Below are 13938 nucleotides of genomic sequence, written 5' to 3'. Positions count from 1 at the left end.
GGAAAAGCAGCTGATAAGCCCCGCAGGATGCCGGTGGTTATTACATAACCGGTAAAGGTTTCTTTTTAAATATATATTGCAGCTTGATGGACAGGGCATGAAACAGCATCTTTCCGTTGGCGTTGCGTTCTATATAGTAGCTGGCGTTGTTCAGGGCTTCTGTAATTTCCTGCATCTGGTCCAGGTTGGCCAGTTTGGCCAGCTTGGCGGCAAAGTCCATTTCTTCTGTGGAAAAAGCCAGCTGGCTTTTATCCAGGTATTGCAGGCGGAGCGTGTGTTCCAGCAGGTTGATGAAATAGCGGAGGAACTGCTTTTGATTTTCCCTGCCGGTTTTTGCACTGGAGATGCCTTCGATCCATTCCTGGAGGGCCACCCGGTTACCGGTAAACAGGTGATTCAGCCAGCTGCGGAGCAATTCATGATAGTCGTCATCTGAATGCTGCAACAGGTACAGGGCTTCGCGGTAATTGCCTGCGGTAATGGTAGCCATCTGTTGGGCCTTTGCTGCAGGAACATTGCTTTTCTGGATCAACGCTGTTACCAGGTCTTCTTTTGCCAGCGGATTTATTTTGATAAGATGTGTTCTTGATAAGATGGTGGCCAGTATCTGTTCCTGGTTTTCCGCGATCAGGATAAACAGGGTATTCTGAGGCGGTTCTTCAATCAGTTTCAACAGGCGGTTACCTTCATTGCCCAGGTATTCAGGCATCCACATCACCAGTATCTTATAACCACTCTCAAAACTTTTCAGGTTCAGTTTATGGATAATGTCCTGACACTCAGTAGCAGTAATGTTACCCTGTTTGTTTTCGGCGCCTATAAACTGCAGCCAGTCGTACGCATTGCCATAAGCATGTGTAGTTACAAATTCCCGCCATTCGGTGATATAGTCGGTACTCACAGGTTTGTCGCCTGTTTTACGTGGAATAACCGGGTAAGAGTAATGAATGTCCGGGTGTACAAATTGAGAGGCTTTGGTACATGCAGCGCATTGGCCGCAGGCATCGTGTGCTTGTTTGTTTTCGCAAACCAGGTATTGTGTAAAAGCCAGTCCGAGCGGAAGGCCGCCTGCACCTTCGGGAGCAAGCAGTATCATGGCATGACTTAGCCGGTTATGTTGTACGGATTGAACGAGCTGTTGCTTTACATCCCCTTGTCCTATGATATCAGAAAAAAGCATGGGCGCAAGATAACGAAAAGGGGTTTATTGAAGAGATACATAGCAGGCATTTTCAAACGTGCCGGTACCGCTGATCTTCTTCTCATTATCTGTAAAATAAAAGGTGCCGGAAATTGTTTGTGCCCGGAGATTCATTTTACGGATTGTTACGCTGGAAGAATCTGTGGTCAGATAAGTGAATTCGCCATTGCTGTTTTTAATGGCTACAGCCACCAGTCCGCCGGTTTGTATTCCCTGCCGGGTATAGGTATAAGTTTTAAAGTGCAAACTATCATTCTTCAATCCGGCTTCGTCATACATACCATCTGTGAGGTTAAATACCACCCTGCAGGAATCGGATACGGTTTCCACGCTGAGGAATTTTAGTCCGCCGGTGTCTGTCCGTTCACGGAACAGGAGGCTGCGGCTAAAGGTCATGGTGTTGTTGCTGGTTCCAATGGTGGTAACCATTTGCATTTCCGGACATGAAAGCGAAGGAGGATCTACGTCGTGCTGGCACGCAGAAAGCATCACTAAAAAGCAAAGCAATGCCATTAGCGGCAAGGCGTTATTTGTAGGAACAAGGTAGTGTTTCATGAATACGGTGCGCGTTGTATAATGAATAACAGGATACTTACGTAAACGGATATACGTTTACGCAAGTATCTGCAAAATTTCTTTTATACACAAAAGTCAGATGTAGGTAATAAAAGAGCTACTTCTCAATTGCAGCAATCACTTCTGCCGACTCAGGCTGTGTTTTGGGAGAAAATACAGCTACCAGGTTACCTTTTTCATCCAGCAGGTATTTCTGGAAGTTCCAGGTAACTTCAGCAGGCTCCATGTGTTTGGCTTTACTTTCATCCAGTAACCATTTGTACAGGGGATGAATGTCTGCTCCTTTCACGGAAATTTTGGCTGCCATCGGGAAGGTTACTGCATACTGCTTGGTGCAGAACTGTTGTATTTCCTTGTTGCTGCCGGGTTCCTGTGAACCGAAGTTATTGGCAGGGAAACCAACGATAACCAATTTGTCGTGGTACTTCTTATAGAGTTTTTCCAGGCCTTCGTATTGAGGGGTATTACCACACAGGGAGGCAGTATTCACGATCAATACTTTCTTTCCCTTGTATTTGGAGAAATCGATTTTTCCTCCGTCAACGGCATCTACTTTGAAATCATAAAGATGGGAGGAGGCAAAAAGCATAACAACTGATAGTATAGCTAATCTGAACATATAGATTTTTTTTAAAGACAGATTAAAATACAGCGCGGGGCTGTATTTGTAAAGTTAGCATTCCCATGATAAAAAAAGAGAAGAATTTAGCCTTCTCATTTCCAGGCATAGGCAAGACAACAAACGCTTACCCGGGCGCCGGCCTGTTGAAGGGCTCTGCAGCAGGCTTCCGTGGTGGCACCTGTGGTAATTACATCGTCGACCAGTAGTACGTGTGAACCATCTGAAAGGTTGCCATTGGCCTGGAAAGCGGTGGCTACGTTCTGCCACCGGTCTGTTCGACCCTTTTTTGTTTGGGTGGCGGTGAATTGTTCCCTGCGAAGGGTGGCCGGGTATACCGGCAGCTGTACTACCTGTGCAATGCCATTGGCCAGGAGGGTGGCCTGGTTGTAGCCGCGCTTCTTTTCCTTACGGGGATTCAAAGGCACCGGCGCCAGGAAATCGATACTGCTGATCCAGGAACTTTCCTGCAGCTGGTAACCGGTTTGTTTACCAAGCCAGGTAGCAATATCCGGACGTTGCCCGTATTTAAACCGGTGAATCAGGTGCTGCAGGCCGGACGACTGGTTATAATAATACGTGGCGGTGGCCTGTTGTACGGAAACCCTTCCGCTGAATACCTGCGCTACCGGGTTGTTGGGATAACGCTGGAAATGGGTGAGAGGTAACGCCTGCATACAACGCAGGCATAACAGTTCATCTGTCTGATGCAGATCAGTACCGCACAGCTCACAGCAATGCGGATAGAACAGATGAACCAGTGGGGAAAACAAACTGGTAAGCATCGATTGGTTTTTTAAGATATGGTAATCAGAATAACCGCTGGTACACTTCTTCCACTCTTCCTACAGCAATTACTTCGATATGGAATTTACTGAAATCAATTCCTTTTTTGTTGTAACGGGAGATAAATATTTTCTCGAAGCCAAGTTTTTCTGCTTCTGCAATGCGTTGTTCAATGCGGTTCACGGCTCTTATTTCACCGCTAAGACCCACTTCTCCCGAAAAACAAATTTTGGGTGAAATGGCATTGTCTTCATAAGATGAAAGCAGGGCGCATAATACCGCCAGGTCAATGGCCGGGTCTTCCACGCGGATGCCGCCGGCAATATTTAGGAACACATCTTTTACACCGAAGTGGAAGCCGCCGCGTTTTTCGAGTACGGCCAGCAGCAGTTGCAGCCTGCGCAGGTCGAAGCCGGTGGCAGTACGTTGCGGTGTACCATAAACGGATTGCGTAACGAGTGCCTGTACTTCTACGAGGAGGGGACGCATTCCTTCCATTGTGGCCGAAATGGCTACGCCGCTGAGGAGATCTTCCCGTTGTGAAATGAGGATCTCTGAAGGATTGGTTACCTGTCTGAGTCCTGTGCCGGTCATTTCATAAATGCCCAGTTCTGCGGTAGAACCGAACCTGTTTTTGATGGTTCGGAGAATGCGATAGGCATAATGTTGGTCGCCTTCAAACTGTAAAACCGTATCTACCATGTGTTCCAGCACTTTTGGGCCGGCAATGGAGCCATCTTTGGTAATGTGTCCGATAAGGAATACGGGCGTATTACTTTCTTTGGCGAAGCGTTGTAATTCGGCGGTTGTTTCCCTGATTTGCGACACGCTTCCCGGTGCAGATTCTATAAATGGTGAATGCAGTGTTTGAATAGAATCCACAATGACCAGTTGCGGCTGTAATTTTTTAATTTCCTGGAAGATTGTCTGTGTAGAAGTTTCGGTGAGCAGATAGAATTGTTCATTGGAATTCTGGATGCGGTCGGCCCGCATTTTTATCTGTTGTTCACTTTCTTCACCGCTGATGTAAAGTGTTTTGATATGCTTCAGCTGTAGTGCGTTCTGGAGGAAGAGTGTTGATTTTCCGATGCCGGGTTCTCCGCCCACCAATACCAGCGAACCCGCTACTATGCCGCCTCCCAGCACACGGTTCAATTCATTGTCGGGTGTTAATATCCTTTCTTCATCTTTGGTAACTACTTCGGCGAGGTTAATTATTTTGTGTGTCCGGGGAGCAGAAGTATCGTTGTTTTTCCACTCGGCTTGTTTGAGTGGAATATCTTTTTGCACTCTTTCTTCCACAAACGTATTCCATTCTCCGCAACTCGGACATTTTCCATTCCATTTCGCTGATTCATATCCACAATTCTGACAGAAAAAAGCGGTTCTGATTTTACTCATAATTTTCATAAAAAAGATGCGTTACAAAGTAACGTTTTTACATTTATTGAACCGAAATGATAAGAAGAGAAGTGTTAAAAAAGGAGATGAAGAGGTATAAAAAGAGAAAAGAGCCAAACGGAAGATTCCGCTGACTCTTTCTACTTACTAACCCATTAAATTCAGGTCTAAATTACAAAATGGCTTCAGAATAAAAAAGTTTATTTAATTGATGTGAATAACTTTTGAGGTATTGGCAGGATCTGAGAAAGTGGCTGCCATCGCTTGTTTCAGGGGTTGTTTTTATCTAATATTACTTTCATTGGAGGCTCGTAAAATGTTGATAAATAGGGTTGATGTTGATGATTTTTGTATATGAATAAATGTTAATAAAACACATTTTTCTAAATGACAAACAGGCGCTTTTTTGCGGTAAAAAATAATTTTAACGCCATAATGACAGTGTTAAATTTATAATTTCCGGACAAAAAGCAGGGATGGCAGTTAAGTGCTAAATAAAACTTAAAAGGGGGGATCTGGTGAGATATTTGTGCCATAAGATCATCTAACTTTATATCATTATGACACCTGGAATCATGTTTTTATCGCTGATTTTTGTGGGGATCAGCCTGCTGGTAAGCTTCGTGCTCAAAAGTAAGTTCCGGGCTTACAGCGAAATACCCACCTCTTCCGGTTTAACCGGTAAGCAGATTGCAGAGAAGATGTTGAAAGACAATCAGATATACGGTGTTCAGGTACGTGAATCAGAAGGATTTCTGTCCGATCACTACAACCCGGCCGATAAAACGGTAAACCTGAGTCCCGACGTATACAACGGCGCCAATGTGGCCGCTGCAGCCGTGGCCGCCCACGAGTGCGGACACGCAGTGCAGCACGCGGCTGCCTATCCCTGGCTGGGCCTCCGGTCCAGGCTGGTACCCATTGTGCAGTTCAGCTCCAATATCGTTTCATGGGTGCTGCTGGCCGGTATCCTCCTCATAAACACCTTCCCGCAGCTGTTACTGGCGGGTATTATCCTTTTTGGGCTTACCACCGTATTTTCCGTGGTAACGCTGCCCGTGGAGTTCGACGCTTCCCGCAGGGCCCTGGCCTGGCTGGATAACACCACCATTATGCGCAGGGAGGAACACGATAAGGCGAAAAATGCCCTCTGGTGGGCTGCCATGACTTATGTAGTAGCGGCACTCGCTTCTATCGCCACGCTGGTATATTATGTATTAATATATACGGGTGCAAGGAGCAGGAATAACTAATTAGATAAGATTATTATATTATTAAAGGCGGCCTGATGGCTGCCTTTTTTTGTTTAAAAATCCCCTTAGATTTAGTTCTTTTAACATTTAATTAAGAAAAGTAGAAATTTTTTTTTAGTTTTACTCCACGGAAAAGGTCAACCAATTTTCCGGTGTTTTGCTTATATGAGAATTAAGCCCAATGTATCACTTGTTCAACCAAATCATTCAACCAAATAGTTCAACCAAATAGTTCAGCCTGCTGACAATAAATCTAAATCTAAACTCAGAGCCATGATGCGATTCTTCTCATTTATGGGCATCCTATTGCTATTTTGTATGCTTTCGTTTGCCCAGTCCAAACAAGTTACCGGTAAAGTTACCGACCAGAGAGATGGTAGTCCCTTGCCAGGTGTAACCATTAAGGTGAAAGGTCTTAAAGAAGGGACCGTTACCAACGCCGACGGTGTATTTAAATTGAATGTGGAACCCGGTGCTTCTACACTCATATTCTCATTTGTTGGTTATGCCGACCAGGAAGTGCCTGTTTCTGGCAGAAGTACTATTAATGTTGCATTGGGTGGCAGTACCAAAGACATTTCTGAAGTAGTGGTGGTAGGTTACGGAACCCAGCTTAAACGCGATGTAACCGGATCCATTGCCAAGATCAACGCTAAAGAAATAGAAGATATACCTGTGCCAAGCTTTGAACAGGCTATTCAGGGTAAGGCTGCCGGTGTGGTAATCGAATCCGGTAGTGGTAAAGTAGGACAGGGTATCAAAGTAAGAATTCGTGGTACCTCTTCTATCTCCGCCAGCAGTCAGCCATTATACATTGTGGATGGTATGCCCGTTGAAAGCAGCCTCCAGTCAGATGCCAATAATGAAGTTACCAATCCCCTCGTTGATATTAACCCAAATGATATTGAATCAGTAGAAGTACTGAAAGATGCGTCTGCATCGGCTATTTACGGAGCCCGCGCCTCTAATGGCGTGGTACTGGTAACTACCAAAAAAGGGAAGCTTAACCAGAAAACAATTTTTAACCTGGATGTAAACACAAGTTGGGCCAAGCCAACAAAAAAGCGCGGATTCCTGAATGCAAAAGAATATATAGATCTGATCCATGAGGCAGCAGTAAATGATGGTAAAACAGATTTCGCCAATGGCGATACCGGTTATGGTACCGAGCAGGAAGCTATAGAAGACTATACAAAATTGTATGACTCGGATATCCTGGATTATTATTCATTAGGTACCGACTGGCGGAACCTGGCTGTAAATACCAACTGGGAAGACCAGGTATATCGTGATGTGGCAAGATCCAACCAGGTAAACCTTTCCGCTACTGGTGGTAACGAAAAGACAAGATTTTTTGTTTCCGGTTTCTACAGCGGTCAGGATGCGATAGTAATCAATAACAGGTTTACCCGTTATGGTGCGCGTTTGAGCCTTGATCACCAGGCTACTGAAAAACTGAACATCGGTATCAACATGAGCGTTAACCGTTCACAGCTCGACAGGGTTACGGATGATAACTCTTTCTCTACTCCCGGTCAGCTGGTGGCACAGGTACCTATTTCTCCATTAATTGATCCTGAAACAGGAAAGCCCAATGCAAGAACTTTGTATGACAACGGCTTGCTGGATGCATTATACGATACCGATAAACAGATCACTTTCCGTACTCTCGGGAATGTTTATGCAAGCTACCAATTCCTGCCTTGGCTGAACTTCCGCTCTGAAGTAGGAACGGATATCGTTAACATGAACGAAGATTACTTCAAAAGTAAACTATCGCAGGATGGAGCCGGCATTGGTAAAGGACAATCCATTAATGCACAGAGTATATCCCTGAACACCAACAACTTTTTCACCATTAATCCTGAACTGGGTGGCAAGCATAAATTGTCTATGGTGTTAGGTATGAGTTATCTGCAGAATGATAACCGTTCTGCGAGTATCCAGGCAGAAGGTTATCCGTCTGATGCGGTGAAGAATCTGTCAGGAGCTACCACAGTAACTTTCGGTAGTTCTGAAAACTACAAGTATACTTTCCTTTCTTATTTCTTCAGAGCTAACTATAGCTATAACGAAAAATATCTGGCAGGATTTAGTATAAGGGCAGACGGTTCTTCCCGTTTTGGTCCGGATAACAGATACGGTGTGTTTCCTGCCGGTTCATTGGGCTGGGTAATTTCGCAGGAAGATTTCCTGAAAGAATCAAAAGCGCTCAGTTTCCTGAAGTTGAGAGCCAGTGCGGGTTTAACAGGTAACGCCGAAATAGGTGAAAGCCGCTTCCTGTCCCTGTACAACATTACCAACTATCCCAATCTGCCAGGTTTTCAGCCAAAAACCATTGGTAACCCTGATCTGAAATGGGAAAAAACAGTTCAGGTAGACGCGGGTCTTGAATTCGGATTTATAAATAACAGGATTTCCGGAGAAATAGATGTCTATAAAAAGAATACAACAGACCTGTTACTAAGTGTAAATATTCCGCTTACCACCGGTTATGCCAGCATTTACCGTAACCTCGGAAAAATGGAAAACAAAGGGATAGAATTTTCCCTGACTACCCGTAACCTGGAAGGTGAATTTAAATGGAATACTACTTTCAACATCGCATACAATAAGAATAAAATCACTGATCTCCAGGGACAGATCATCAATACCGGATCACAACGTGCAGTTGAAGGAGAAGCGATCGGATCTTTTTATTTACCGAAGTTTGCTGGTGCAGATCCTCAAACAGGCGTAGCATTGTATCTCGATTCAAGTGGCAAAACCACAACAGAGTTCAGTAAAGCGCCTAAAATGGTGGTGGGTAATTCTAACCCTGATTTTACCGGTGGTTTCACGAATAATTTCTCCTACAAAGGATTTGACCTGAGTGTTTTCTTCACATTTGTAAATGGTAATTCCATTTACAACGGTGCAGGTATCTATCAGACTACAGGATTTGCAAACGGGCTGGATAACCAGACAAGAGACATCCTTAACAGATGGCAGAAACCTGGCGATATTACCAATGTTCCTAAGGTGGGCTACTATTATGGTACCGGTGCAGAGGCAACTTCCCGCTATATTTATAATGGTTCTTATATCCGTTTGAAGAATGTAACACTGAGCTATAACCTGCCTAAAAGAGCGATGTCTGCTTTGAAGATTCAAGGTATTAAAGTATATGTGGCAGGTTACAATCTTTGGACTAAAACCGATTACCTGAGCGATCCGGAAGTGAATACAGCTCCTTTGGCATCAGAAACAAATACGTCTACCAATACTTCCGGTGGGGTTGACTTTTATACCATTCCTCAGGCAAGAACATTTACAGCAGGCGTGAATATCCGTTTTTGATGGACCAGCTGTAATTAAAGGTTCTGTTATCGTAAATTAAAAACACTCAAAACATGAAAATCACAAAATATATAATCCATGCGTCGTTAGGGCTTATGCTGATAGCGGGTAATGGTTGCAATAAAAAACTGGATGTGCTTCCTCAACAGCAGATAACGCCCGAACAAATCACCACGGGAGAGGATGTAAAAGCGGTTCTCTTTGGAAGTTACAGTGCGTTGCAGCATTTTAACTCTTTCGGAGAACGTAACCTGTTTGTGGCTGATTTGCTGGCAGGCGATGAGCAACTGAAATGGGTAGGTACCTTTGTTAACTACAGACAGGTATTCCAGAAAAGACAGGATAAAACGCTCAGCATTGCAGAAGGCATGTGGGGCCGCGCCTATATTGCCATTGCAGGCGTAAATACCGTGCTGGAAAAAATCAGTGTGGTAGATACAAGTGAGCAAAAGAGTATCGCAGCAGAAGCGAAATTCATCAGGGGCATCGTTTATTTCGACCTGGTAAATTTCTTTGGACAGCCTTATTCTGCCGGTAATACCACCACCAATGAAGCCGTGCCGCTGATACTGGAATCTGTAGGAACGTATGTACCTGATAGAGATAACAAACCAAGAGCCTCTGTTGAAAACGTATACAAACAGGTGATACAAGACCTCACAGATGCGGCTGCAGGATTACCGGAATCTAATGATGACGGCCGTGCCAACAAGTATTCCGCGCTGGCTTTCCTGGCTCGCGTGTATATGAACCAGGGAAAGTATGCAGAAGCGGCTACTGCCGCCAATGATGTGATCACTAATGGCGGTTTCAACCTGGAAAGCACCATTGAGAAGGCATTTAATAATATAGCTGCTTCCTCTGAAGACATTTTCACTATCCAGCAAACTACGCAGAGTAATGCCGGTACATCTAACAATGGTATGACCACTTTCTATGCTGCAAAGCCTGTTGGAAGGGGGGATGCACAGATCTTGCCTGCGTTCCTGGATCGTTATGAAGACAATGATACGCGTAAGGCTTTTGTATATAGCGGGGTGAGCATTACCGGTGCTCCCGGTACTTACACCGGCAAATTCAAGGATTTGTATAAGGCGATCCCTATTGTTCGTCTTTCTGAAGTAATCCTGACAAGGGCTGAAGCTAACTTCCGCAAGGGCGGAGCTCCTGTTGGAGGTGTAACTCCGCTGGAAGATATAAACGAGGTGAGGAGCAGGGCAAAAGCCACGCCGTTGCTTGTGGTTACTTCCAATGACTTTGCGGATGAGAGATTCAGGGAGCTTGCCTTTGAAGGCGACCGTTTGTGGACGGTTAAGCGTTTGAAGCTGAAGGTGGGTAACCTGAACTACAATGATCCTAAACTGGTTTTACCGGTACCGCAATCTGAAAGAGATGTAAATCCCAACCTGAGCCAGAATCAGGGGTATTAAGATATATGGCTATTTAAGAAAAGGCACCTGGTTGTTTGACCAGGTGCTTTTTTATGCACTTATATGATAAAAAAAGTAGTTATCAACCGTGTGGATAGCTGCTGTTAATAACTTTTATACAAATTCTTTATTGAAAATCAATCAATTGCAAGGGTGATCCGTAAAAAAGTGCCCAAAATGTATGGTTATTAAGAATGAGCAATGTACCTTTGCACTCCCCATAATCGGGGAATTGTTTACAAGACGTAATTTTTATCGTATACAACAATGAATACATTAAGTTTCAGAACTAAATCGGCTAACGACGCTTACGTAAAGCGTGACTGGCATATAGTAGATGCTACTAACCTGACACTCGGAAGAGTAGCTGCTAAGATGGCTGCTATCCTGAGGGGTAAAAACAAGCCTTACTATACACCTCATACTGATTGTGGTGATTATATCATCGTGATCAATGCAGAGAAGATTGCCCTGACCGGCAATAAAATGCAGGAAAAAGAATACATGCACTACACTGGTTTCCCAGGTGGTCAGAGAATCGAATTAGCAAAGGACCTGATCCGTCGCCGTCCTGAAGTGTTGATCGAAAAGGCTGTTAAAGGTATGTTGCCTAAAAACCGTCTGGGCCGTGCGATGTACAAAAAATTATTTGTATATGCTGGTGCTGAACATCCTCATGCTGCGCAGAAACCACAACCATTAACTTTCTAATTTTTCTCTGATACATGGAAAAGCAAAAAAATACAATAGGTCGTCGTAAGGAAGCTGTTGCCCGTGTTTACATCAACAAGGGTACCGGTAACATTACTGTTAACGACAAAGATTATAAAAACTACTTTTCTTTGATCTACCTGCAGAACCAGGTGGAACTGCCTTTCAAAACTATCGAGGCGCTCGATAAATTTGATGTGAAAGTGAATGCACAGGGTGGTGGTATCAAAGGTCAGGCAGAAGCTATTAAGCTGGGTATTGCCCGTGCTTTATGCGAAGTGAACATTGAGTTCCGTCCTGCATTGAAAGCTGCGGGTTTGCTGAAACGTGATCCACGTGGAGTTGAACGTAAGAAACCAGGTAAAGCGAAAGCAAGAAGAAGCTTCCAGTTCTCTAAACGCTAATATTTTTGAGCTATTGGCCGTTAGCTCCGGGCTAATTCGCCGGATGCTAAAAGCTAAACATTATTTGATCCTTTTAATTGAGCAATATAAACATGGAAAATAATACCTCATTGCAGCAGCAGTTACTGGAGGCAGGTGTTCACTTCGGTCACCTGAAGAAAAAGTGGAATCCCAAGATGCTGCCTTATATTTTCGCAGAAAAGAAAGGTATTCATATCATTGATCTGAACAAAACCGTAGAAGGATTACAGGAAGCAGCAGCTGCCCTGAAATCTATCGCAAAGAGCGGTAAGAAGATCATGTTCGTTGCTACTAAAAAGCAAGCGAAAGAAATCGTGGCAGATGCTGCGCGTAACATCAACATGCCTTTCGTAACTGAAAGATGGTTAGGTGGTATGCTCACCAACTTCTCTACGATCCGTAAGAGTGTAAAGAAAATGCAGAGCATTGAAAAAATGCTGCAGGACGGTACATTCGATAACATTACCAAGAAAGAACGTCTTACTTTAAGCCGCGATAAAGAGAAAATGGAGAAAGTGCTGGGTGGTATTGCCCAACTGGCACGTGTACCGGCAGCGCTGTTTATGGTTGATATCAGCCACGAACACATTGCACTGGCAGAAGCTAAGCGTCTGGGTATCTCTACTTTCGGTATGGTGGATACCAACTCCGATCCTACCAAAGTAGATTTCGCTATCCCTGCGAATGACGATGCTACTAAATCTATCGCTATCATCACCAGCTACATCTGCGCAGCTATCGCTGAAGGTCTTTCTGAAAGAGCTACAGAGAAATCTGAAGAAGTAGAGGAAGAAGAAGAAGCAGACGATAAAGCACGCAAATTTGAAGTTGAAGGTGGTGAAGACCGTGAAAGAGGTCGCAAACCAGGAGCACCAGGTGGTGGTCGTGGTCCAGGCGGTCCGGGCGGTGCTAACCGTGGTGGCGGCGGCCGTGGTCCTGGTGGCCAGGGCGGTGGCGCTAACCGTGGCGGTGGCGGTGCTAACCGTGGTGGTGGTGCAGCAGGCGGACAACGTCGTCCATCTGGCGCCGGCAGCAGCGGTCCAAGAAAACCAGGCGGCGGAAGATAATATTTTAAGCTTTTAGCTATTAGCCTTTAGCAGTTAGTTCAACCAATATGGTCCCTAACAGCTAAAGGCTAATAGCTGAAAGCAGATTAAGTACTTGCAATAATTTTTACAACATAAAACTAATTATAGCTCATGGCAACAATTACAGCAGCTGATGTAAATAAACTGCGTCAGCAAACTGGTGCTGGTATGATGGATTGCAGAAAGGCACTGGTAGAAAGTGATGGCGATTTTGAAAAAGCAGTAGACTACCTGCGTAAGAAAGGTCAGAAAGTGGCCGCTTTACGTTCCGATCGTGAAACCAAAGAAGGCGTTATCATCGCTAAAACAGCGGCAGATGGTAAATCCGGCGTTATCGTGGGTCTGGGTTGTGAAACTGACTTCGTTGCTAAGAACGAAGACTTCGTAAAATTTGCACAGTCAATCGTTGATCTGGCACTGGCCAGCGGTATCAAAACCGTTGAAGACCTGAATGCTGCTCAACTGGATGGCGCAAGCGTTGCTGATAAAGTAAACGACCAGGTTGCAAAAATCGGTGAAAAAATCACCCTCAATAAATTCGAATTCGTTGAAGCTGGTGGCGTAACCTCTTACATTCACGGTAACTACCGTATGGGTGTACTGGTTGCTTTCTCTAAGCCTGTTTCTGAAGAAGTAGGTAAAGATATCGCTATGCAGATCGCAGCAATGAGCCCTATCGCAGTTGATGCAGATAGCGTTCCTGCTGAACTGATCGCCCGCGAAAAAGAAATCGCTGTTGAACAGGTGAAAGCAGAAGGCAAACCTGCTGAAATGGCGGAAAAGATCGCTGCCGGTAAAGTAAATAAATTCTTCAAAGAAAGCACCCTGCTGCAACAGGCTTTCGTTAAGGACAATAACAAGTCCGTAGCGGATTACCTGAAGTCCGTAGATGCTGACCTGAAAGTAACCAGCTTTAAGCGAGTTGCTTTAGGTTAAGAAAAACATATCAAAAAAAAGGAGAGAATTCGTTTCTCTCCTTTTTTTTGCGCATAACTAATCATACACATAAAAGGACAGTAAACAGGTATCAGAAAAGGCATTTTTTTCTTCCTTTCCTCCTTTCTGCATTTAAGTTGTATATTAGAATACCGTAATCAGTATTAGGAAAA

Annotated in this window: 12 protein-coding genes; 7 read left to right on the top strand and 5 right to left on the bottom strand. The window is 44.4% G+C overall.

Annotated features, from left to right (window positions below):
* Positions 1–40 precede the first annotated feature (40 nt).
* The 5 genes from PV783_RS02485 to radA all read right to left on the bottom strand — a co-directional run bounded on the left by PV783_RS02485 (position 41) and on the right by radA (position 4583).
* Positions 41–1180 (bottom strand): ATP-binding protein, encoded by a 1140-nt coding sequence (locus PV783_RS02485; protein WP_079471358.1) that lies wholly within the window; start codon positions 1178–1180, stop codon positions 41–43.
* Between the two features lie 24 nt (positions 1181–1204).
* Positions 1205–1756 carry a hypothetical protein gene (locus tag PV783_RS02480; RefSeq protein WP_420987013.1) on the bottom strand — a complete coding sequence of 184 codons (552 nt, stop codon included), beginning with the start codon at positions 1754–1756 and terminating at the stop codon, positions 1205–1207.
* Between the two features lie 118 nt (positions 1757–1874).
* Complete coding sequence (locus PV783_RS02475; protein ID WP_111577280.1) at positions 1875–2396, bottom strand: glutathione peroxidase; 522 nt, start codon at positions 2394–2396, stop codon at positions 1875–1877.
* A 95-nt stretch (positions 2397–2491) separates the two neighbouring features.
* Positions 2492–3181, bottom strand: coding sequence for a ComF family protein (locus PV783_RS02470; protein ID WP_420987012.1), 690 nt, complete (start codon positions 3179–3181; stop codon positions 2492–2494).
* Between the two features lie 25 nt (positions 3182–3206).
* Entirely contained in the window at positions 3207–4583 is a 1377-nt protein-coding gene (radA, locus tag PV783_RS02465; RefSeq protein WP_079471773.1) for a DNA repair protein RadA, read from the bottom strand.
* A 560-nt stretch (positions 4584–5143) separates the two neighbouring features.
* Between radA and PV783_RS02460 the strand changes: the two genes are divergently transcribed.
* From PV783_RS02460 to tsf, 7 genes are all read left to right on the top strand, one after another.
* Complete coding sequence (locus PV783_RS02460) at positions 5144–5836, top strand: zinc metallopeptidase (protein WP_336387581.1); 693 nt, start codon at positions 5144–5146, stop codon at positions 5834–5836.
* 273 nt (positions 5837–6109) lie between these two features.
* Positions 6110–9175, top strand: a complete 3066-nt coding sequence (locus PV783_RS02455; RefSeq protein ID WP_420987011.1) for a SusC/RagA family TonB-linked outer membrane protein — start codon at positions 6110–6112, stop codon at positions 9173–9175.
* 53 nt (positions 9176–9228) lie between these two features.
* Entirely contained in the window at positions 9229–10605 is a 1377-nt protein-coding gene (locus PV783_RS02450; protein WP_420987010.1) for a RagB/SusD family nutrient uptake outer membrane protein, read from the top strand.
* Positions 10606–10872: 267 nt separating this feature from the next.
* Positions 10873–11316: a 50S ribosomal protein L13 gene (gene rplM / locus PV783_RS02445; RefSeq protein ID WP_079471351.1), complete on the top strand. Its 444-nt coding sequence runs from the start codon at positions 10873–10875 to the stop codon at positions 11314–11316.
* A 14-nt stretch (positions 11317–11330) separates the two neighbouring features.
* Positions 11331–11720, top strand: coding sequence for a 30S ribosomal protein S9 (gene rpsI / locus PV783_RS02440; RefSeq protein ID WP_079471350.1), 390 nt, complete (start codon positions 11331–11333; stop codon positions 11718–11720).
* A gap of 92 nt (positions 11721–11812) precedes the next feature.
* Complete coding sequence (rpsB, locus tag PV783_RS02435) at positions 11813–12808, top strand: 30S ribosomal protein S2 (protein ID WP_079471349.1); 996 nt, start codon at positions 11813–11815, stop codon at positions 12806–12808.
* 132 nt (positions 12809–12940) lie between these two features.
* Entirely contained in the window at positions 12941–13765 is an 825-nt protein-coding gene (tsf, locus tag PV783_RS02430) for a translation elongation factor Ts (RefSeq protein WP_079471348.1), read from the top strand.
* The last annotated feature ends 173 nt before the right edge of the window (positions 13766–13938 follow it).

The sequence above is a fragment of the Chitinophaga sp. CC14 genome, assembly GCF_048957795.1.
Lineage (GTDB): Bacteria > Bacteroidota > Bacteroidia > Chitinophagales > Chitinophagaceae > Chitinophaga > Chitinophaga ginsengisegetis.
Note: the sequence above shows the minus strand (reverse complement) of the source record. Positions and strands in the feature narration are given on the sequence as shown.